The organism is Kitasatospora sp. GP30, from assembly GCF_029892145.1.
GTDB classification, from domain to species: domain Bacteria; phylum Actinomycetota; class Actinomycetes; order Streptomycetales; family Streptomycetaceae; genus Kitasatospora; species Kitasatospora acidiphila.
In genome coordinates this window covers 31,913-53,998 of record NZ_JARZAH010000008.1, presented here as the reverse complement: position 1 = coordinate 53,998, position 22,086 = coordinate 31,913, and the positions used below count along the sequence as shown (strand labels likewise).

Annotated in this window: 15 protein-coding genes; 11 read left to right on the top strand and 4 right to left on the bottom strand. The window is 74.0% G+C overall.

The genetic code is table 11. The features are described from left to right. Window positions 1-2: 2 nt before the first annotated feature. Together P3T35_RS14730 and P3T35_RS14725 are read right to left on the bottom strand one after the other, a co-directional pair. Window positions 3-584 carry a nucleosidase gene (locus tag P3T35_RS14730; RefSeq protein ID WP_180356606.1) on the bottom strand — a complete coding sequence of 194 codons (582 nt, stop codon included), beginning with the start codon at window positions 582-584 and terminating at the stop codon, window positions 3-5. A 46-nt stretch (window positions 585-630) separates the two neighbouring features. Then, the gene (locus P3T35_RS14725) at window positions 631-1,662 is read right to left on the bottom strand and encodes a cytochrome c oxidase assembly protein (protein ID WP_180356605.1); all 1,032 of its coding nucleotides are present in this window, start codon (window positions 1,660-1,662) and stop codon (window positions 631-633) included. A gap of 227 nt (window positions 1,663-1,889) precedes the next feature. Here P3T35_RS14725 and P3T35_RS14720 point away from each other — a divergent pair, with 227 nt between their 5' ends. The 11 genes from P3T35_RS14720 (at window position 1,890) to P3T35_RS14670 (ending at window position 20,537) form a co-directional block, all read left to right on the top strand. After that, window positions 1,890-3,218 carry a hypothetical protein gene (locus P3T35_RS14720; RefSeq protein ID WP_280706226.1) on the top strand — a complete coding sequence of 443 codons (1,329 nt, stop codon included), beginning with the start codon at window positions 1,890-1,892 and terminating at the stop codon, window positions 3,216-3,218. 29 nt (window positions 3,219-3,247) lie between these two features. Beyond that, the gene (locus tag P3T35_RS14715; RefSeq protein ID WP_180356604.1) at window positions 3,248-4,177 is read left to right on the top strand and encodes a glutamate ABC transporter substrate-binding protein; all 930 of its coding nucleotides are present in this window, start codon (window positions 3,248-3,250) and stop codon (window positions 4,175-4,177) included. 23 nt (window positions 4,178-4,200) lie between these two features. After that, window positions 4,201-5,547, top strand: a complete 1,347-nt coding sequence (locus tag P3T35_RS14710; protein ID WP_180356603.1) for a hypothetical protein — start codon at window positions 4,201-4,203, stop codon at window positions 5,545-5,547. Between the two features lie 5 nt (window positions 5,548-5,552). Then, window positions 5,553-8,072 (top strand): serine/threonine-protein kinase, encoded by a 2,520-nt coding sequence (locus P3T35_RS14705; protein WP_101382515.1) that lies wholly within the window; start codon window positions 5,553-5,555, stop codon window positions 8,070-8,072. A 2-nt stretch (window positions 8,073-8,074) separates the two neighbouring features. After that, window positions 8,075-9,205, top strand: coding sequence for a protein phosphatase 2C domain-containing protein (locus P3T35_RS14700; RefSeq protein WP_101382514.1), 1,131 nt, complete (start codon window positions 8,075-8,077; stop codon window positions 9,203-9,205). Window positions 9,206-9,286: 81 nt separating this feature from the next. Beyond that, window positions 9,287-10,651, top strand: a complete 1,365-nt coding sequence (locus P3T35_RS14695; protein ID WP_101382513.1) for a VWA domain-containing protein — start codon at window positions 9,287-9,289, stop codon at window positions 10,649-10,651. 418 nt (window positions 10,652-11,069) lie between these two features. Continuing rightward, on the top strand, window positions 11,070-12,203 hold the full coding sequence (locus tag P3T35_RS14690) for an FHA domain-containing protein (RefSeq protein WP_101382512.1): 1,134 nt from the start codon (window positions 11,070-11,072) through the stop codon (window positions 12,201-12,203). A gap of 103 nt (window positions 12,204-12,306) precedes the next feature. After that, window positions 12,307-12,708: a globin gene (locus tag P3T35_RS14685; RefSeq protein ID WP_101382511.1), complete on the top strand. Its 402-nt coding sequence runs from the start codon at window positions 12,307-12,309 to the stop codon at window positions 12,706-12,708. A gap of 217 nt (window positions 12,709-12,925) precedes the next feature. Further along, on the top strand, window positions 12,926-16,279 hold the full coding sequence (locus P3T35_RS14680) for an FtsX-like permease family protein (RefSeq protein ID WP_101382510.1): 3,354 nt from the start codon (window positions 12,926-12,928) through the stop codon (window positions 16,277-16,279). Beyond that, on the top strand, window positions 16,276-19,446 hold the full coding sequence (locus tag P3T35_RS14675) for an FtsX-like permease family protein (RefSeq protein WP_180356602.1): 3,171 nt from the start codon (window positions 16,276-16,278) through the stop codon (window positions 19,444-19,446). The genes P3T35_RS14680 and P3T35_RS14675 overlap by 4 nt, the downstream gene beginning before the upstream one ends. A gap of 152 nt (window positions 19,447-19,598) precedes the next feature. Then, entirely contained in the window at window positions 19,599-20,537 is a 939-nt protein-coding gene (locus tag P3T35_RS14670; RefSeq protein ID WP_101385315.1) for an ABC transporter ATP-binding protein, read from the top strand. 206 nt (window positions 20,538-20,743) lie between these two features. Here the strand turns inward: P3T35_RS14670 and P3T35_RS14665 are convergent, their stop codons facing one another. Both P3T35_RS14665 and P3T35_RS14660 read right to left on the bottom strand, forming a co-directional pair. Beyond that, window positions 20,744-21,496 carry a hypothetical protein gene (locus P3T35_RS14665; RefSeq protein ID WP_101382507.1) on the bottom strand — a complete coding sequence of 251 codons (753 nt, stop codon included), beginning with the start codon at window positions 21,494-21,496 and terminating at the stop codon, window positions 20,744-20,746. Then, window positions 21,493-22,029, bottom strand: coding sequence for a thioesterase family protein (locus P3T35_RS14660; RefSeq protein WP_101382506.1), 537 nt, complete (start codon window positions 22,027-22,029; stop codon window positions 21,493-21,495). Before P3T35_RS14660 ends, P3T35_RS14665 begins: the two co-directional genes overlap by 4 nt. Window positions 22,030-22,086 lie beyond the last annotated feature (57 nt).

Below are 22,086 nucleotides of genomic sequence, written 5' to 3'. Positions count from 1 at the left end.
CGTCAGGCCATGGCGCGGTCCTCGGCCAGCCAGGCGGCCAGCACCTTGGCGCAGTCGTCCACGCTCTCCCGCCAGGCCTTGGCCGCGCCCTCGCCGGCCTCGTCGCTGACGTGCTTGACCAGCCGGATCGGCACCCCGGCCGGCTGCGCGGCGGCGGCCAGCGCATAGCCCTCCATGTCGACCAGGTGGGCCCGGGCGGCCAGTTGCTCGCGGGCCACCGGGTCGGAGACGAAGAGGTCGCCGGTGGCCAGCGTCGGGCCGTCGGCGGCCAGGGTGATCGGGTCGCCGTAGCTGTGGCCGGTCAGCAGGGCCAGCACCCGGTCGTCCAGGTCGTGCTGGAGCACCGTGCCGATCACATGGGTGCGGCCGGCCAGGCCCGGGCGCAGCGCGCCGGCGGTGCCCAGGTTGATCACCTCGCTCGGGCGCGGCCCGGCGGCCAGCACGGTGGCCAGGGCCAAGGCCGCATTGACCTTTCCCATGCCGGTGAGCAGCACCGGCAGCTCGCCGTCCAGGTAGGCGGCCTCCTCGGCCACGGCCAGGACCAGCAGAGGGCGGTCGGGGGTAACGGTTCCGGTCAGCTGCATGGCGGCCATGGTAATCCGGAGCCCCCCACTCCAGGAGACGGAGCAGTCAGGAGCCGGACCCGAACCGGTGCTTGAGGTTGGGGTCGTCCAGCCACCAGGGGCGCATCCCGTCCTCGGGCTCCGGTTCCTCCTCCGGCGCGCCCCCGGGTGCGACCACCCGGGCGGCCCGCTCGGCGGCCTGCCGCTCGTACTCGGCGTCCAGCGCGGCGTCCACCGCGGCGGTCTCCTCCCGCCCCTGGACGATCATGCGGCGGATCAGCGCGCAGATGAACGGCAGGCCGACCAGGTCGCCGAGCACCCAGAGGCTGTTGCCGCCCCAGGTCTGGTCCTGGGCCAGGCTCGGGCCCCAGGGGCGGGCCAGCGCGGTGTAGTAGTGCTCGGCCACGATGTGCCCGCCGTAGATCAGCACGATGCCCAGGGCGGCGTCGAAGATCACCTCGGCGAAGGTGATGAAGAGGCCCACCAGGTGCGGGTACTCGTGGCCGACCGGGTCGAGCTGCAGCCTGGGCCAGAAGTAGGCCAGGCCGAGCAGCACCAGCGCGACGTGCGTCCCGATGTTCCAGGCGCCGCTGCTCAGCGACTTCTCGTACCAGGGGGTGAAGTAGAGCAGCCACGGCGGCGCCATCAGCAGCGCGGTGGAGATCGCCGGGAACATCAGCACCTTGGACGGGCCGCTGCGCAGCACCCGCAGGATCTTCTCCCGGCGGGCCGGCGGCGAGGTCTCGACCAGCAGCGAGACCGGCGCGCCCATCGCCAGCAGCAGCGGCACCAGCATCAGCAGCAGCACCACCTGCACCGCGCGGTCCGTGAACAGGATCCGCTCGTAGACGCCCATGCCCGAGCAGGTGCACCAGATCCACAGCAGCAGCCCGCCGAGGAAGGCGAGCGTGCGGGTGGGCTGCCAGCGGGTGCCGGCCCGGGCCAGCTTGACCACCCCGAGCAGGTAGCCGCCGCCGAGCAGCACCGAGAGCGCCAGCACCACCGGTTCGGCGGTCCACGAGGTGGCCAGGTCCGACCACTGCCAGGGCGGCGGCCCGTGGTAGCCGGTCGCGGCCAGGACGGTCTGTGCGGTCTGCATCACTTCGGCTCCATGCTTCGCCCCTTTTGGGCGGGTCTCGGCTGCCATCATGGCCGATCCCGAGACGATCACCGCGCCCGGGGCGCCCCCGGGGGTGCCGCGTCGCAGGCGGAACCGCATAAGGTACGGCTCGCGTCTTGGACCCGCCGGGCCCGTCTTGGCACAGCCCGGTGGCAGACTGCTGCCAGCAGCCGGTCCCGGTCGGGCTCTTGGGGGAGGTAGGAGCGGTGGCAACACCAGTACTACAGACGGCGGCGGTACCGCCGCCGCGCGGTCCGGCCCGGGTGCGCCGCCGGGACCGCTGGCGTGCCGCGGCGCGCACCGCACCCGGGCGGCTGCGGCTGGCCGCCCTCGGACTGAGCGTGCTGGTCCTGGGCCTCGGCGCGCTGACGGGCTGGCAGGTGACCGACCGGACCGACGCGGCCGACCAGGTGGTGACGCACAGTCAGCCACTGAGTCAGAACGCGGCCGAGATCTACCGCTCGCTGGCCGACGCCGACACCACCGCGGCGGCCGGCTTCCTGCTGGCCGGCAGCGAGCCGGCCGCACTGCGCCAGCGCTACCAGAACGACTTGTCCACCGCGACCCAGTTGCTCACCCAGGCCGCCGCGCAGTCCACCGGCTCGGCCAAGGCGCAGTCCCTGGTCAGCCAGCTCAACCAGCAACTGCCGGTCTACGCGGGCCTGGTGGAGACCGCCCGGGCCGACGACCGGCAGGGCCTGCCGCTCGGCGCGGCCTATCTGCGGTACGCCTCCACCAGCATGCAGCAGCAGCTGCTGCCGCAGGCCCAGGCGCTCTCCCAGCTGGAACTCGCCCGCCTGGACAGCGACTACGGCGACGCCCGGGCCACCCCGTGGGCGGCCTACGGACTCGGGGTCGTGGTGCTGGCGGCGCTGGTCTGGGTGCAGCTGCGGCTGTTCCGGCGCACCAACCGGGTGTTCAACCCCGGTCTGCTGGGCACCACCGGCGCGGTGCTGGTGCTGCTGGCCTGGCTGGGCGCGGCGGTGCTGGCCAGCGACTCGTCGCTCCAGCAGAGCATCGACCGCGGCGCGGCCCCGCTGAAGGCGCTCAACGTGGCCCGGATAGACACCCTGAAGGCGCGCACCGCGGAGAACTTCAACCTGGTGGCCCGTGGCTCCACCACCACGTACGCGCAGCAGTGGACCGAGGACGAGATGAGCGACGCCACCGCGCTCTCCCAGGCCCTCAAGCTGGCCCCGGCGGGCGCGGCGGGTCACATCGCCGACGCCCAGGGCTCGTTCAAGACCTGGAACGACCAGCACAACGCGGCCGGCGCCAAGAACGACGGCGGCGACTACCAGGGCGCCCTGGACGACACCGTGGGCAGCGGCGCCAACAGCGCCGCAAACTCGTTCGACTCGACCGACCAGAGCCTGGCCGCTGCCGTGAAGGTCGAGCAGGCCGACTTCCTGAGCGCGGCTCGCGACGGCCGCGACGCAACGGGCACGGTGGCCGTGGCCGCGGGCCTGCTCGCGCTGTTGGGCACGGCGGGCGCGCTGACGGGTATCGGGCGCCGGCTGGCGGAGTACCGATGAGCGGAGTACCGATGAGGGGACGTGGCCGGATGCGCACCAGGACCGCACTGCTGGCCGCCGTGCTGGTGGCCACCCCGTTCACGCTCACCAGTGCGGCGGCCTCCCCCAGGACCGCCACCCAGACGGCCGCAGTCCAGACGGCCGCAGTCCAGGCGGCGGCCGATCAGAGCTGCGACCCGACCAAGAGCATCCGCCCCAGCAGCAGCGAGAGCGGGCCGGCGGTGACCGCCATCAAGGCCCGCGGCGTGCTGGTCGCGGGCGTCGACCAGGACAGCTACGACTGGGGCTTCCGCAACCCGGTCACCGGTCAACTGCAGGGCTTCGACATCGATCTGATCCATGCGGTCGCCAAGGCGCTGCTCGGCGATCCCGACAAGGTCCAGTTCAAGATGGTGCCGACCGCGAACCGTATAGATGCCATCAAGAGCGGCTCGGTCGACCTGATCGCGCGTACCATGACGATCACCTGTGACAGGCTCAACGACCTGGCCTTCTCCACCGAGTACTTCCAGGCCGGGCAGCAGGTGGTGGTGCCGAAGGCGGCCCACGCCAAGACGATCGACGACGCGGTGAGGGGAAAGCGGGTGTGCGTGGCGGACTCCTCCACCGCGCAGGACTACCTGACCAAGCATCCGCTCGGCCAGTCCGGCGAGGTCGTCGTGGAGAACCAGCTGGACTGCCTGGTCCGGATGCAACTCGGCCAGGCCGACGCCACCATGACGGACAATGCGCTCGCCGTCGGCCAGGCCGCCCAGGACCCGACCATGCAGGTGATCGGCCCGTCGCTGACCAACGAGCCGTACGGCATCGCGATGGCCAAGACCGCGCCCGACCTGGTGGCCCGGGTCAACCAGATCCTGGAGGACTACCGTCGTAGCGGTTGGCAGGACAGCTACGACCACTGGCTGAAGCCGGGGCTCGGCCCGATGAGCCCGCCGGCCGCCAACTACCTGCCGTAGCAAGGAAGATCAGGAGGAAGGGCGTGGCGTTGACAGGATCCGGCCCGGTGCTGAGCCGGGAGGAGGTGGACCGCGAGCTGACTCGGCTGACCGCCGAGCGCGAGGCGGTGGAGGCCGCTCTGCTCGCGCTCCAGGACCACCCGGGCCGCCGGCTGCTGGAGGGCGCCACGCTGACCGGCCGCACCGAGGAGCGCTGGCAGGTCGCCGCCCAGGGGTTCACCCTGCTGTGGACGTACTTCGACCGGTACAGCGAGGCGCTGGCCGCGGCCCGGGCGGTGCGCTCCCGGCGCAGCCGGCCCGGCTCCCCGGAGCTGGCCGAGCTGAGCGAACTGCTGCGCGGCCGGGCGGTCACCGTCTCCGGCGGCCAACTGCCCGACACGGCGCACCAGCTGGCCGGGCCGGCCCGACTGGTCGAGCAGATCAGCCTGACCGAGCTGATGGACCGGATGAACGCCTGCTACGCCACCGTGCTGGAGGTGGTCAACGCCGCCGACGCGGTCTGGTCGGCGCTGCCGGCCCGGATCGACCTGCTGCTGGCCGAGCTGCGCCGGGTGGCCAGCCTGGCCGGCTCGGTCGGGGTGCGGCCCGGCAGCCATCCGCTGGGCGACGACCTGTCCGTCCTGGAGCAGGAGTTGACCGGGCTTCGGGCCGAGGTGCTGGCCGACCCGCTGGCGCTGTGGCGCCCGGCCCGAGTGCCGGCCCAGCGCGGCCGGGAGAGCGCCACCAGCGTGGTCGCCGCGCAGCAGGCGGCGGCCGGCGCCGTCGACGTGGCCCGGTTCGACCAGGCCGGCCGGACCCTGGACTCGATACGGGTCGAGCTGGAGCAGCTGCTGCGGCTGCGCGACGAAGCGGACGAGCGGCTGCACCAGGTCGCCGATCTGCTGCGCCGCGCGGACGCCACGCTGGGCGAGGCCCGGCAGGCCCGCGGCGAGGTGCTGGCCAAGATCGCCGCCACCGAGGTGCCGGCCGTGCCGGGGCCGCTGGCCGCGCTGCGCGACGGCGTGCACCAGGCGGCGGAACTGCGGCAGAACGGGCTCTGGCACCGGCTGGCGCCGCTGCTGGACGCCCTGGAGGAGCAGGCGGCCCAGGAGTTGCAGCGAGCCCGGCAGTCCCTCACCGAGGTGACCGCCCCGCTCGCGGTCCGGGCCGAACTGCGCGGCCGGCTGGACGCCTACAAGGCGATGGCCGCGCGCCTCGGGGTCGCGGAGGACCCCGAGGTGATCGAGCGCTACGAGAAGGCTCGCTGGCTGCTGTGGAGCGCGCCGTGCGACCTGCGCGCGGCCGCCGCGGCGGTGACCAGGTTCCAGCAGGCGTTGCGTCCCGCGGCCGCGCCGCAGGACGCGCGGCGGTACGACGGACAGGGGGAATGAGAGCCATGGGCGAAGCGTGTGTCCGGCCGGGGTGCTCCGGCGGAGTGATCGACGCGGACGGGTACTGCACCGAGTGCGGTCTGGCGCCGCTGGGGGTGTCCGGCACCACCGGGACGGCCACCGGGACGGCCACCGCGACGGGGGTCGGCGCCAAGTGCGCGCAGCCCGGCTGCGCCGGCACCATCGACGCCGACGGCTTCTGCGACGAGTGCGGCATCGCGGCCGGCCCGGCGCGGACCGCGGCGTCGGCAGCGGTGCCCGGCTCCCGGGTCGCGCCCGACTCCGGCGCCGGCTCGGCCCGTTCGGTGCCGTCCAGCCGCACCGGCTCGTCCCGCTCGATGTCCGGCCGGTCCCGTTCGCACCGCTCCACCCGGACCGGCACCCGCGGCTCGGTCTCGGTGCGCAGTTCCAAGGGCAGCCGCAGCACCGGCAGCCGCAGCCGGCTGGGCGCCGGCCTGGTCACCGTGCCGCCGGTGCCGAAGAGCGACCCGGCGCAGGCGGTGCTGGTCGACCCCGAGGTGCCCGAGCGCAAGCGGTTCTGCAGCAAGTGCGAGGCGCCGGTGGGCCGGGAGAAGAACGGCCGCCCGGGCCGCCCCGACGGCTTCTGCTCCCAGTGCGGGCAGGCCTACTCGTTCACCCCGAAGCTGCAGCGCGGCGACCTGGTCGGCGGCCAGTACGAGGTGATGGGCTGCCTGGCGCACGGCGGCCTGGGCTGGATCTACCTCGCGGTGGACCGCCGGGTCAGCGACCGCTGGGTGGTGCTCAAGGGCCTGCTGGACACCGGCGACGAGGACGCGCTGGCGGTGGCGATCGCCGAGCGGCGGTTCCTCGCCGAGGTGGACCACCCCAACATCGTGCGGATCATCAACTTCGTCGAGCACCCGGATCTGCGGACCGGCAGCATCGACGGCTACATCGTGATGGAGTACGTCGGCGGCAAGTCCCTCAAGGACATCGCCAACGACCGCCGCACTCCGGACGGCCGGCGCGACCCGCTGCCGGTGGCGCAGGCCATCGCCTACGCTCTGGAGGCGCTGCCGGCGCTCGGCTACCTGCACAGCCGGGGCCTGGTCTACTGCGACTTCAAGATCGACAACGTGATCCAGAGCGAGGACACGCTCAAGATCATCGACATGGGCGCGGTCCGCCGCTTCGACGACGACGGCCCGATCTACGGCACGGTCGGCTACCAGGCGCCGGAGATAGCGACCGACGGCCCCTCCCCCGCCTCCGACCTGTACACCGTGGCCCGCACCCTGGCAGTGCTGACCTTCGACTTCCAGGGCTACAGCACCACCTACCGGGAGGAGCTGCCCGGCCCCGAGGAGGTGCCGGTCTTCGCCCAGTACGAGTCGTTCTACCGGCTGCTGGTGCGGGCCACCGACCCGGACCCGTCCCGCCGGTTCGCCTCCGCCGAGGAGATGGCCGACCAGCTGACCTGCGTGCTGCGGGAGATCCTGGCGCTGTCCGACGGTCAGCCCAGGCCCGCCCTGTCCACCCTCTTCGGACCCGAACTACGGGTGGTGGACACCGAGTTGATCGCCGACGGACCGGCCCCCGCAGCCGGGGTGCCGCGGCTGGTGGTGCCCGACGTGGCCGCCGCCGCGCTGGCCCTGCCGGTGCCGCGGGTCGACCCGGGCGACGCCAACGCCGGGTTCCTGGCCGCGCTGATGGCGACCCGGCCCGACGACGTGCTGGGCGCGCTGAGCACCGCCACCTCGGACTCGGTGGAGCTGCGGCTGCGCCGGCTGCGAGCGCTCATCGAGCTCGGCCGGCACATCGATGCCGAGCAGTCGCTGGCCCAGCTGCGCTCCGACCACGGCGACGACTGGCGGGTGGTCTGGTACCGCGGGCTGTCCCAGCTGGCCCTGGCCGGCGCGGCCTCCTCCCAGGCGCAGACCCGGCCGCTGGTCGAGGCCGCCGCCGAGGCCTTCGACGCGGTCTACGACGCCTTCCCCGGCGAGGCCGCGCCCAAGCTGGCGCTCGGCATCTGCGCCGAGCTGCTGGGCAACCACGACGACGCCGCCGAGTTCTACCGGCTGGTGTGGACCACCGACCACGGCTATGTGAGCGCCGCGTTCGGACTCGCCCGGGTCTGCCTGGCCGGCGGCGACCGGGCCGGCGCGGTCGCCGCCCTGGAGTCGATCCCGGAGGTCTCCACCCACTACACCGCCGCCCGGATCGCCGCGATCCGGGCCCGGGTGCGGGCCCGGACCCCGCAGGAGCCGATCGGCGACGACCTGGCGGCGGGCAACGCCCAACTCGCCCTGCTCGGGCTGGACGACCGGCGGCGCGAGCAGCTCTCGGTGGAGGTGCTGGAGAGCACGCTGGGCTGGGCGCTGGCCGGCGCCCCCGGCCACTCGCCGGTCGCCACCGCGCTCGGCACCCTGCCGACCAAGGAACGCGAACTGCGGTTCGCGCTGGAGAAGTCCTACCGATCACTGGCCCGGCTCGCCGAGCGGGCCGAGGACCGGATCGAACTGGTGGAGCGGGCCAACCGGTCCCGACCGCGGACGTGGGTGTGACGATGACCGAGTGCCCGGGCTGCGGCGAACCGCTCGACCCCGCGGACGTGTTCTGCGAGAACTGCGGGATGGGCCTGGCCGCCGCGCCGCCCGCACCCGCCGCCTCGATCGCCGAGGCCGACTTCGCGCTGCCACCGGCGGCCGGGCAGGTCTGCGCGCACTGCGGCGCCGGACAGGTGGGCGCCGACGGCTTCTGCGAGGCCTGCGGGATGGCCCAGCCGAGCCCGCGCGACCATGTGGAGCGCTCGCTGGCCGGCGGCGCCGGGGTCAGCGACCGCGGGGTGCGCCACCACCGCAACGAGGACTCCTTCACGCTGGCCGCCACCTCGCTGCCGGACGGCCGGACGGCCGTGGTCGCGGTGGTCTGCGACGGGGTCTCGTCCGCCTCCCGGCCCGACGAGGCGTCACAGACCGCGGCCGACGCGGCCGGTGAGGCGCTGCTGACCGCGCTGGAGCACGGCGAGGCGGCCGAGCCGGCGATGCGCGGCGCGATCGCCAGCGCCGCCGCCGCGGTGGCCGCGCTGGCGGGCGACGGCACCGCCCCGGAGCCCGGGCACAACTCCCCCGCCTGCACGGTGGTCAGCGCGGTGGCCGCCGCCGGGGTGGTCACCGTGGGCTGGGTCGGCGACAGCCGGGCGTACTGGATCCCGGACGACCGCTCCGACGCCGAGCCGTACCGGCTGACCGAGGACGACTCCTGGGCGACCGGCATGATCGCGGCCGGCCTGATGAGCGAGGCCGAGGCCTACGCGGACGCCCGGGCCCACGCCATCACCGGCTGGCTGGGCGCGGACGCCGAGGAGGTCGTGCCGCACACCGTCGCCTTCACCCCGCATGTGCCCGGGGTGCTGCTGATCTGCACCGACGGCCTGTGGAACTACGCCGAGGCCGCCACCAGCCTGGCCGACCTGGTCCGCGCCGACGCCCGCACCGACCCGCTGCGGGCCGCCCAGGCCCTGGTGGCCTTCGCCGTCGCCGCCGGCGGGCACGACAACATCACCGTCGCGGTGCTGCCGGTGCTGCCGGATCCGGCGTCCGGCTGGGTGGACACCCTGCTCGACCTGCCGGTGATCAAGCCGACCGTTCCGCCGATGCCCAGCTTCCCGCCGGCCGTTTCCACCGAGCAGAGCTGACGCCCACTCACCCGTTGTCCGGCTGACGTCTTCTCACGACGCACCAGCCACCCATCGACTCTTGCCAAGAGGGGTACGGTCATGGCCAGTCTGACCAAGTCGAACCTGCCCAGGTTCGCCACCGAGATCTTCCAGAACGAGTACCTCGCCGAGGGCGCCCGCGAGGTCAACGCCATCGTCACCGTCACCGCCACCGGCGGCGGCACCACCGGCGGGCGGCCGCTGGGCCTGGGCGCGGACGCCGCGCCCGGCGCCGCGCAGGACGCGGCGGTGGTCCTGATGGTCGACTGCTCGGGCTCGATGGACTACCCGCCGACCAAGATGCGCAACGCGCGGGACGCCACCGCCGTGGCCATCGACACCATCCGCGACGGGGTGGCCTTCGCGGTGGTGGCCGGCACCCACGAGGCCCGCGAGGTCTACCCGGGCGACGGCTCACTGGCCGTCGCCTCGCCGACCACCCGGGAGGCCGCCAAGCAGTCGCTGCGCAAGCTGACCGCGGGCGGCGGCACCGCCATCGGCACCTGGCTCACGCTGGCCGACAAGCTCTTCCTGACCCGCCACGACATCGCCATCCGGCACGGCATCCTGCTCACCGACGGCCGCAACGAGCACGAGAAGCCGGCGGACCTGCAGAAGACCCTGGACCGGGTGAGCGGCCACTTCACCGCCGACTGCCGCGGTGTCGGCACCGACTGGGAGGTCGCCGAGCTGCGCAAGATCGCCTCCGCGCTGCTCGGCACCGCCGACATCGTGGCCGAACCGGCGGACCTGGCCGAGGACTTCCGCTCGATGATGACCGCCGCGATGGGCAAGCAGGTCGCCGACGTGGCGCTGCGGGTCTGGACCCCGGCCAACGCCCAGGTGAAGTTCGTCAAGCAGGTGGCGCCCGACCTGGAGGACCTCACCGGGCGGCGGGCCGAGGCCGGGCCGCGGGCCGGCGACTACCCGACCGGCTCCTGGGGCGACGAGAGCCGCGACTACCACGTCTGCGTCGAGGTGCCGTCCGCCGCGGTCGGCAACGAGATGCTGGCCGCCCGGATCTCCCTGGTGCTGCCCGGCGCCGACGGCTCCACCGAGGTGCTGGCCCAGGGCCTGGTCCGCGCGGTGTGGACGGACGACCTGGCCTCCTCCACCCGGATCAGCCCGCAGGTGGCCCACTACACCGGGCAGGCCGAGCTCGCCTCGTCGATCCAGGAGGGCCTGGAGGCGCAGCGGGCGGGCGACATGGACACCGCCACCGCCAAGCTGGGCGCGGCGGTCCGGCTGGCCCACCAGACCGGCAACGAGGGCACCTTCAAGCTGCTGCAGAAGGTGGTCGACGTGGTCGACCCCAAGGAGGGCACGGTCAGGTTCCGAAAGGACGTCAGCGAGGCCGACTCGATGACCCTGGAGACCCGCTCGACCAAGACCGTCCGGGTCGCGGCCAAGAAGCGCGAGGGCTGAGCGGCCGTCAGCGAGGCGGAACAGCTCGGGTGCGTCGCCGCCGCGACGTGCCCGAGCCGTTCGGCCGGTCCGGTGCGGCTACTTGACGATCTTGGCCAGCGCCTGGGCCAGCGTGTTCAGGTCCGGCAGCGCGCCGGAGGCGGCGTCGCTGCCGTCCAGGAACAGCATCTTGTCGCCGAACCGCGCCACCACCTGTCCGACACCGTGGCCGATGAACCATCGGATCCGACTACCGGGTGGCCACCGAACCCGGCCGGTGCGCCGTCGCCGGACGGACCGCCGCGCAGTGGGAGGCCGCCTTCGCGGTGTTCCACTGACCCGCCGCCGTTCACCACGGCCGGGCACATCGGTATCGTGAGAGGCTGTCGTGAAACTGGTTCCGTCGGGGGCCGGGACCTGCCGAGATGTGGGGGACTTGATGCCGATCTGCCCTAGTGGCCACGAGTCGCAGTCGGAGGACTACTGCGACTACTGCGGCCTCGCGATGCGCCCGGCCGCCATGGTCGGGGCACCAGGGCCGTTCGGCGCTCCGGTGCCCCCGCCGCCGGCCATGCCGCCGCAGGCGCCGCCGATGCCGGGCGGTTTCCCGGGGGTCGCCGAGAGCGTCGGCTGCCCGATCTGCCGTACCCCGAAGACCGGCCGGTACTGCGAGGAGTGCGGCTACGACTTCGAGCTGTCCACCTCGCCGGGGATGCCGGTGGTGGGCGCGCCGCAGGGCTACGGCTACCCGCCGCCCGGGCCCGCACAGCCGCAGCCGGGGTACGGCTACCCGCCGCCCGGCTCCGGCTACCCGCCGCAGCCCGACCCGGTGTTCCCGCCGGCGCAGCCCGACCCGGTCTTCCCGCCGGCGGACCCGTTCGGGTCGGCGCCGTCCACCCACTCGCCGTACCAGCAGCCGGGGCAGCCGGGCGCGCAGCCGCCCGGGCACCCCGGGATGCCGCAGCCGGGGCAGCCCGGCATGCCCGGACAGCCCGGGGTGCCCCCGCAGCAGTCCCGGCCGATGCCGCCGCAGCAGCCGGGCATGCCGCCGCAGCCCGGGGCACAGCAGCCCGGCATGCCGCCGCAGCCCAGCGTCGAGCAGTACGGCACCTCGTTCCACCTGGCGCCGCCCTCCCAGCAGATGCCGCAGGCCGAGCCGGTCAGGTCCCAGTGGGTGGCCGTGATCACCGCGGACCGCGAGTACTTCACGGACATGATGGCCCGCAGCGGCCCGGAGGCCTCCGGGCTGTTCTTCCCGCCGTACTGCCCGGAGCGCCGGATCCCGATCACCGGTCGCGGCCAGCTGCGGATCGGCCGGCGCAGCCAGCACCGCGGCACCGTGCCGGAGATCGACCTGTCGGTGCCGCCGGAGGACCCGGGCGCCTCGCACCAGCACGCGCTGCTGGCCGAGCAGCCGGACGGCAGCTGGGTGCTGGTCGACCAGGACTCCACCAACGGCACCACGATGAACGGCGGCGCCGAGCCGATCGCCCCGCACACCGCCGTCGCGCTCAACGACGGTGACCGGATCCACATCGGCGCCTGGACCACCATCACCCTGCACCGCTCCTGAGCTCGGCAGGAGCCGCTGCTTCCGCCGCCGCAGTCGTAGCGACCGGAGTCGTAGGACCGACGTCTCGGTTCCGGCTCCGGCCACGGTCTGCGACCATGGTCGGGTGACTGAGATCGGGCGCGGCGAGACTCGCGAGGAGACGTTCTACGAGGCGGTCGGCGGCGAGGCCGCCTTCCGCCGGCTGGTGCACCGCTTCTACCAGGGGGTGGCCGGGGACGAACTGCTGCGCCCGATGTACCCCGAGGAGGACCTCGGCCCGGCCGAGGAGCGGCTGGCGCTCTTCCTGATGCAGTACTGGGGCGGTCCGCGCACCTACAGCGAGGAGCGCGGGCACCCGCGGCTGCGGATGCGGCACGTGCCGTTCAAGGTCGACCAGGCCGCGCACGACGCCTGGCTGCGGCACATGCGGGACGCGCTGGACGAGCTGGAGCTGGCCCCGGACGCCGACCGGCAGCTCTGGGAGTACCTGGCCTATGCCGCCGCCTCGATGGTCAACTCCGCGTGACCTGCGGGTAATTGACTGAGCTTGACATGTTCGGTGCGCGTTTGCTTTCGCTCCGGACACGTTTTGCACTGAACCCTTCCACCTGAGTTCGCAGTCTGACAACATCGCCCGGTATTCGGTGCCAGGGCTCCGCAGACCGCTACTCGGCAGCCTGCCCTTCGCTGCCCTGCGCCCGAATTCACCACTGTCGGGGGACTTCGGGGGAGGGACAGCGTCCATGGGCGGCTTCGTCCTGCGCAGGCTGCGCAGCAGACTCGCACTGGCCGGTGCGGCGATGCTGACCGTCCTGCTCACCGCGACCACGCTGGCCGCGCTGAACGCCTTCGAGGCCGGGGTCGGCGACGCCGGCCTGCACCGCGCGCTCACCGTCCAGGACCGCAACCGGGCCACCGTCGACGTGACCGCCGACGGCGGCGCCGACCAGCGCGGCAAGACCGAGCAGCAGGTCCAGCAGCTGGCCGGCGACCTGTTCAGCCCCCTGCCCACCGCCGTGCAGCGGCTGGCCCGCAGCCACCCGTTCGCCCTGCCCGCGCCCGTCCCCGCACCCCGCAACCCCGACGGCAGCCCCGCCGACCCCGACCTGACCTTCCTGGCCTCGCTCGACCCGGCCCGGGTCACCGTGACCGCCGGCCGGCTCCCGAAGGACACCGGCCCGGGCGCGCCGATCGAGGTGGCGGTGCCCGACGTCGTGGTCGCCCGGCTCGGACTGCACACCGACGCCCTGCCGGCGCCACTGCACCTGGTCGACCGCTACGACGGCTCGTCCCGCGACGTACTGATCACCGGCAGCTACCACCCCACCGACACCACCGACCGCTACTGGCAGCTGGACGAGCTGAGCGGCCACGGACTGTCGGTCAGCGGCTTCACCACCTACGGCCCGCTGCTGGTCCCGGACAGTGCCTTCACCGGCTCCGCGCTCACCCAGCAGAGCGCCAACTGGCAGATCACCGCCGACTTCAGCAGCGCCAAGGCCGCCGCCCTGGACGCGCTGCGCAACCGGGTGCCGCAGGTCGTGGGCGCCTTCCAGAACAGCACCGGGGACACCGTCACCACCCAACTACCGGCCGCCCTCGGCGACTTGCACAACGATCTGCTGGTGGCCCGGTCCACCCTGGTGATCGGCGGACTGCAACTCGTGGTGCTGGCGGTCGCCGCGCTGCTCCTGGTCACCCGGCTGCTGAGCGAGCGCCAGGCCACCGAGAACGCGCTGCTGACCGCGCGCGGCGCCGCCCGTCGCCGGATCGCCGGGATCACCGCGCTGGAGGCCGGGCTGCTGGCGCTGCCCGGCGGGCTGCTCGGGCCGCTGCTGCTGCCGTCAGTGCTCGGGCTGATCGGGCGGTTCGGACCGCTGGCCCGCACCGGCGTCCGGCTCGGCAACGGGCTGGCCCCGAGCTCCTGGCTGGTGACCATGGCCACCGCCGTCGGCGCGGTGCTCATCGTGCTGGTACCGAACGTGCTGCGGGCCGGCGGGGCCGTGCTGCAACGCCGTTCCGGCCGGCGGCAGGCGGCGGCCTCGGGCCTGCTGCGGTCCGGCGCCGACGTGGCGCTGCTTGTCCTGGCCGGGCTCGCCTACCTGCAGCTCGACCACTACAGCTCGGGTACGGCGGGCGGCGGCGCGCTCTCCACCGACGCCGGCGGGCAACTCGGCCTGGACCCGGTGCTGGTGGTCGCCCCCACCCTGGCGCTCTGCGCCGGCACCATGCTCACCCTGCGGCTGCTGCCGCTGGCCGCCAGGCTCGGCGAACGCTGGGCCGTCCGCGGCCGCGGGCTGCCGGCCGCGCTCTCAGGCTGGCAGTTCGCCCGCCGGCCGCGCCGCAACGCCGGGCCGGTGCTGCTGATGGTGCTCGCCGTCTCGATGGGCATGCTGGCGCTCGGCCAGGCCGCCACGCTGAGCGCCTCGCAGCGCGACCAGGCCGACTTCAGCTCGGTCGGCGGCCTGCGGATCAGCGGGCTGAGCCTCACCTCGCTCGGCCAGGCCGGACTGCTCTCCGGCCTGCCCGGCGGCGACCGGGTGATCCCGGTCTCCCGGCAGGCGCTGCCGCTGAACGGCGGCCAGACCGGCCAGTTGCTGGCCGTCGACACCCGGCAGGCGAGCAACTCGGTGCGGCTGCGCGACGACCTGACCGGCGGACGCACCCCCGCCCAGCTGTACGGTCCGCTCGCCGACCAAGCCCCGAGCACCGCCGACGGCCTCGTGCTGCCCGGCAAGCCGCTGCGGGTGTCCGTGGACCTCAGCTTGACCACCGCGGTCACCTCCGAGGCATCGCAGCTCCCGCTGGGCGCCTTGCCCAACCCGCCGGCGGCCCCGACCCTGCAGCTGCTGATGCACGACCGCTTCGGCCTGGTCTTCACCGTGCCGCTGGGCACCGACCTGCCGTTGAACGGCGATGCCACGGTCACCGCCGACCTGGGCGCGGCCTTCGCCCGTCCCGCCGGGGCCCCCGCCTATCCGCTCACCCTGATCGGCGTCCAGGCCCAGTACTACGCGTCCTTCGAGGGCCTGCTCAACCAGAAGTTGACGGTCCACCAGATCATCGCTGCGCCGGGCGACGGCACGCCGGGCCAGCCGGTCGGCCACCCCGACCACCTCGACTGGCAGTTGGACGACCACCGGTCCGAGCAGCATCCGGCAGACCTCGCCCAGCTCGCCACCGCGAACCCGCAGGACCTGCTCGCCATGACCTTCAGCACCGGCCAGGGCAACGAGAGCCAGGCCGCCACGGTGACGCTGCCGAACCCGACCGGCGCCAACGTGCCCGCGACCATCCCGGCGCTCGCCACCAAGGACTTCCTGACGGCCGCCGGCGCCAAGCTCGGCGACGAGATCCCGATGCAGATCGGCACCGACCAGCTGCGGTTCAAGATCATCGGGGTGGTACCCGCCCTGCCCACCACCGGCAGCCCCTCCGGCGGGCCCAGCAGCGCGCTCCTCGCCGACCTGCACACCATCGACCGCGTCATCGCCACCCAGAACGACAACCCACTCAGCCCGACCGAGTGGTGGCTGCCCAGCCGAGGACCGGGCGACCCGCAGCCCGCCGCCATGGCCGCCGCCCTGCGCTCCAGCGCGGCATCGGGCCAACTCCAGCTGGACACCGACCTGGTGACGGGCATGCGGGCCGATCCGCTGACCGCCGCCCCGCAGACCGGACTGCTCGCGCTCACCATCGCCGCCGCCGCGCTCGCCGCGATCGGCTTCACCGCCGCGGCCATCGGCGCCGCCGCCGAACGGGCCGTCGAGTTCGCGGTGCTGCGAGCCCTCGGCAGCCCGCACCGGCAACTGGCCCGCACCGCCGCCGCCGAACAGGGGATCCTGATCGGACTCGGGCTCGGACTCGGCGCCCTGCTCGGCACGGTGCTGGTCCACCTGGTGGTGCCGCTCACCGTCCTCACCCCCACCGCTGAGCGGCCGGTCCCGGCGGCGCTGGTCGCCCTGCCGATCGGGCAGGTGCTGGTGCTGCTGGCGGCCGTCGCCGCGCTGCCGGTGCTGCTCACCGTCCACCGGGTGCTGCGGCCGGCCCGCGCCGCCGAGACCACCACCCGCCTGCGCCACTCGGAGGAGATGTGAGCCGCGACAAGGCCAGCTCGACGTGGAGCGCTCGGCGGGCCGCCCGGCGGGCCGGGCAGCCGGACGGACGGCCGAACGGGCAGCCGGACGGGCAGCCGGACGGACGGCCGGACGGCCGGCCGGACGGGCAGCCGGACGGACGGCCGGACGGACGGCGGGCCGGGCGGAACCCGGCGCCCTGGGTCCGCACCCGACTGCGCACCAGCCGAGCCGCCGCCGTGCTGCTCGCCGTGCTGGTCCTGGGCACCGGCTTCCTGGCCGCAGCGCTCCCCCGGACCCTGGACCGCGACGCCGACCAGGCGGTGGCCCGGCTGCTCGCCGAGCAGCCGGGGGCCGGCCTGTCCACCACGGTCATGGACAACGACTCCGGGCTCTCCACGGGCGACCCCCGGGGGCTGTTCAACATCACCACCGTCAACGACGTGGCATCCGCCATCCAGAAGCAGCTGGTGGCCCCGCTGGCACCGACGCCGGGGAGCGCCTCCTACGGCGCCCACTCGCTCAAGGGGCGCCCCCTGCTCGACCCCGGACTGCCCCGGCCGGGCAAACCCGACCCCGCTCTCAACCTGTTCACCATCGTCGGAGAGCTCAACCACGTGACGGTGGTCCAAGGCCGGGCACCGCAGACGGTGACCTACATGAACGCGCTGAAGAGCGGCACGCTCTACGAGGTCATGCTCTCCAAGGCGACCGCCGACCAACTCGGCGTCAAAGTGGGCGCGTTCCTCACAACGCCGGGCAAGGACCAAGTCCATGTGGTCGGCATCTTCCAACCCAACGACCCCAAGGACCCGTTCTGGGACGCCTCGCCGTGCGTCCTCACCGCCTGCCTGGTCTACGACCAGGAGCAGCCACCCGAGCAGTACTGGAGCACCAGCGGCCTCATCAACGAAGCGATGATGAGCACACTGCCGGACTACGCCTCCTCCGAGCTGTTCTGGCAGATCCCGGTCGACCCCAACCACATGCACGCCGCCCAGATCCCCGCCGCGCAGCAACTGGTGAGCTCGATCCTCAACGGGCAGCGCGCCTCCAGCCTGCGCGACCAGACCGCCATCTCGGATCTGCAGCTCGACTCCCCACTGCCGGAGGTGTTCGCCCAGGCGCAGCGGGACCAGGCGGCGGCCGCCCCGATCTATGCGATCGGGCCGGTCGGCGCGGGGGCGGTGGCGCTGGTGCTGCTGGCGCTGGCGGCCGGACTCGCGGTGGACCGCAGGCAGGCCGAACTCCTGCTGCTGCGAGCCCGCGGCGGCTCACTGCGGGACATCGGCGGGCGGCTGCTGGCCGAGACCGCCGTCCTGGTGGTGCCCGCCGCCGTGCTCGGCACCGCGCTCGCCCTGGTGCTGCTTCCGACGCCGCGCTGGGGAGCGGCGGTGCTGCTCGGCGCGGCGACCGCCCTGGCCTCGCTGCTGCCGTTCCCGATCCGCGCCGTGCTGATGCTGCGCGCCAACGGACCGCGCGGCGGCCGGAACCAGCGGACGGAACGGGCCGCCGGGCGGCGCCCGTTCGCCCTCGTCCGGGCGCTCGGCGACCCGCGGCGGCTGATCGCGGAGCTCGGCGCACTGGTGCTGGCCGTCGGCGCGGTGGTCGCGGTGCGACGGCGCGGGGTGGCGCCGCCTGGCAGCTCGCTGGACCTGCTGCTGAGCTCGGCGCCGCTGCTGCTCGCGCTGGCCGGCGCGGTGCTGCTGGCCCGGATCTTCCCGCTGCTGCTGTCACCGGCCGTGCTGCTGGCCCGGCGGGGCAGGGGGGCGCTCGGGTTCCTCGGGCTGGCCCGCGCCACCCGGGTCGGCGGGGTCGGCAGCGGGCAGGGCGCCGGCGGTGACCGGGGAGCCGGGGGGCGGGCGCCCAGTGTGCTGCCGCTGCTCGCGCTGGTGCTCGCGGTCACCACGGCCGGGTTCGGCGTGACGGTGCTCGACTCCGCGAACCAGCAACGGCAGGTGGCGGCCCGGCAGATGATCGGCGCCGACGCGACGGTGACCGGCAACGGCGAGATCACGCTGCCGCCCGACTTCCTGGCCGCGGTGGCCAAACTGCCCGGGGTGCGCGGCGGCACCGCCATGGTGCTCGACCGGGACGCCACGCTCAACGGCTTCGTCGCCGGCGGCATGCTGCTGATCGTCGACCCCACCGAGTACGCGGCTCTGGCCCGCAGCGTGGGCTACGGCCAGATCGACCCGACGCTGCTCGAACAACCCACCGCCGCACCCGATGCGCCGGTGCCCGCGATCATCACCGACCAGAACGCGAGCCGGATCGGCACGGGCGACGAGGCCGTCTCACTGCCCGGCGCCTACGGCGAGCTGCGCTACCACGTGGTCGGCACCACCCACGGGTCACCGGCCCTGCCGGACGGCGGGCCGCGCCCGGTGCTGATCGTCTCCAGAGCCGCCGTCGCCCGCCAACTGCCCGGCGCCAAGTACCTGGTGGACAACCCCAACGCCTGGTTCGGCACCGGCAGCGGCATCAGCAGCGCGAACCTGCGGGCGCTGCTGGGACGCGAGCTGGCGGCCGACGAGCGCGGGGGTGCGGGGGTGCGGGTACCGGTGGGGGCGGGGGTACCGGCGGGGGCGGGGGCCAGCCCGGGGGCGGGGGCGAGTGCGTCCCCGGCCAGTGGGACGCCGACCAATGGGACCCCGACCAGCAGCAGCACCGCCGCCGGCACGCTGAGCGTGGACGAATTCTTCTCGATCGCCACCCGTGACGACATCTCCGCCGGAATCAGCGCGCACCCACTGCAGCACTCCGCCGAGCAGCTCTTCTGGGCCGCAGTCGTCACCGCCGCCGGGTACAGCCTGCTCTCACTGCTGCTGACCCTGCTGCGGGCCGCCCCGGAGCGGGCCGCGCTGCTGGCCCGGTTGCGGGCCATGGGCCTGCGGCCGCGCCAGGGCGTGGTGCTGATCCTCTGCGAGGCGCTTCCGCAGGCACTGGCCGCTGCGGCGGCCGGGGCGGGCATCGCCTGCCTGAGCGCACCGCTGCTCGGCTCGACGGTCAACCTGTCGGCGATGGTCGGCGCCGCGGTGCCGGGCGGACTGCGGGTCGACGCCGGGACGGTGTTCTGGCTGGCGGCCGCCCTGGCCGGACTCTGCACCCTGGTGGTCCTGGTGGAGACGGCACTGACCGGACGGCGGCAGATCAATACCGAGTTGAGAGCGGGTGACCAGCGGTGACCAGTCCGGACAACAGCACGGCCGAGCAGCGGACTCCGGGCAGCGGAGCGGCAGCCAACGCAGCGGCGACCGCCGAGGCGGCGGCGACCCGCGGCAGCAGCGCGGCGACGGCGCCCCGCGGCAGCACCGGCGAGGAGGTCAGCCTCGCCGAGCTGCACCGGCGGGCCGAGGCCACCCGCACCCAGGTGGCATACGGCCATGACTCGGTCATCGCCTGCGACCAGGTGGTACGGATCTTCACGGCCGACCGGGTCGAGGTGCAGGCCCTCCAGGGACTCGACCTGCTGGTCCGCAAGGGCGACCTGATCGCCCTGGTCGGGGCCTCGGGCAGCGGCAAGTCCACGCTGCTGAACATCCTGGCCGGCCTGGACACCCCGACCGCGGGCGCAGCCACCGTCGCCGGCTGCGACCTGCTGACCATGACCGCCAAGGAGCGGCTGCGCTACCGCCGCGAGCTGGTGGGATTCGTCTGGCAGCAGACCGCGCGCAACCTGATGCCGTTCCTGACGGCGGCTCAGAACGTGGCGCTGCCGATGCAGCTCAACGGTGAGCGCTGGTCCGCCGGCCGCGCCAAGCGGCGCGCCGACCGGGCTACCGAGCTGCTGGACGCGCTCGGCATCGCCCACCTCGCCGACCGGCGCCCGGCCCAGCTCTCCGGCGGTGAGCAGCAGCGGGTGGCGATCGCGGTGGCGATGGCCAACAACCCGTCCGTGGTCCTGGCCGACGAACCGACCGGCGAGCTCGACTCGGAGACCGCCGCGTCGATCTTCGAGGCGTTCCGCACCGTCAACCGGGAGCTCGGCGCCACCGTGGTGATCGTGACCCACGACCCCATGGTCGCCGGCGAGGTGCGGCGCACCGTGGCGATCCGGGACGGGCGCACCAGCTCCGAAGTACTGCGCGAGACCCTCACCGACGAGCACGGCCAGAAGTCCACCAGCGAGCGCGAGTACGTGATGCTCGACCGCACCGGCCGGGTCCAGCTCCCCCGCGAGTTCCTCGTCGCCCTGGGCATGGAGCACCGCGTCGCCGTGGACCTCGCCAACGACCACATCGCCGTCCGCCCGGACGAGCGGGAAGGCGATGCCTAGGCACACCCCGAGCGACCGGGCCGGCCGCTCACCCGAGCGGCCGGGCCGGCGGTACGCAGCACGACCGTGCCACGCGGCGCCGTCTCCCGCCCGATGAGCCGTAGGCGGGCCACCAGGGTGCAAGAACCCACCCGGTAGGCGGCGCGGGCCACCCGGACGACCGGGGACGATACGCGGCCACACCCCGAACGCCTACCCCCAACCGCTCACCCGAGCGGCGTCAACCCCAAACCCGCACCCGGGCTGGCGGTACGCAGCGCGACCGTGCCATGCGGCGCCGTCAAACGCAGCCAGCCCCCCGCCCGGTGAGCGGTGAGCGCGGCACCGGGGTGCAGGAAGCCGATCCGGTAGGCGGCGTGGGCCACTCGCAATGGCAGCTCGGGAAGGGCGGCCAGGGGACGCGACCAGATGTCGTCGGCAATCTGGTCCAGCACCGCGCGACTGCGGTGATGCTCCGGAACCTCGGCCGTGCGCTCCTTGAACTCCCGTACTGATTCCATCAGTTGAGGCATCACCAGATCCACCTCGGTGCTGCCGAGCAGCTGCCAGCCGGTGCGTGGCGGCAGCATCCCGGCCCAGGCCGGGCCGGTCACCGGCGGCGGAACCACCAGGGCGCCGCGCTCCTCGTCGACCGCTTCCAGCAGTTGCCCGGCCGACACCGTCGCGTCGGCGGCCGGGGCTGGGCCGGCGAGCCGGGCGGTTCGCAGCGCCAACACGCCGGTGCCACCGAGCGGCAGCCGACCGTAGACGGCGAGCACACCGCCGTCCTCAACCGCTCCCCCGGGGGCTCCCGGCTGCTCCGACTCCGCCGACTGCGCTGACTCGGCCGGCTGCGGCCCGGGCACGGCCAGCAGCCGCACGGCCGCTGCCCGGTCGAACCGGAGCAGCCGGGTGAGGAACGCGCCAAGGTCCGCCGCCTCCCGCGGGTCGGCGAACGCCAGGGCTGCGGTGCCGATCACGCCGCGACCTTCTCTCCCTTGGCCGCGGCGTTCTGGCCGCCCTCCGCGCCCTGGCCGTTCTCGGTGCCCTGGCCGTTTTCGGTGCCCTGGCCGTTTTCGGTGCCCTGGCTGCCGTCCTCCAGGAACCGGCTGAGGAACTTCCGCTCCACCGGGCTGATCCGGCGCGGCCGCGCGGCCTTGAGGTCATAGGGAACGACCACGCTGGACGCGCGGATGTAGACGGTCTCGGTCCCGTCGTCAGCCACGTCCTTGATCTCGTAGGCCACGGTCACCGAGGCGCCGCCGATCCTGGTCACCCAGGTCTCGATGGTCACCGGCGAGGGCCGGTGCACCAGCGGCCGCTTGTAGTCGATCTCGTGCCGCGCCACCACGGATCCGCCCGCGAACTCGCCCGCGCCGGCCTCGGCGGCCTGGCGGAACATGAAGTCGATCCGGGCCTCCTCCAGGTAGCGCAGGAAGACCACGTTGTTGACGTGTCCGAAGGCGTCCATGTCGGACCACCTCAACGGGCAGGCGTAGATGTGGCGTGCCACGAGTGTCGTTCTCCTCTGTGCCTTCGTGTGCCTCCGCACGCGTCGGCCCGGTGGGCT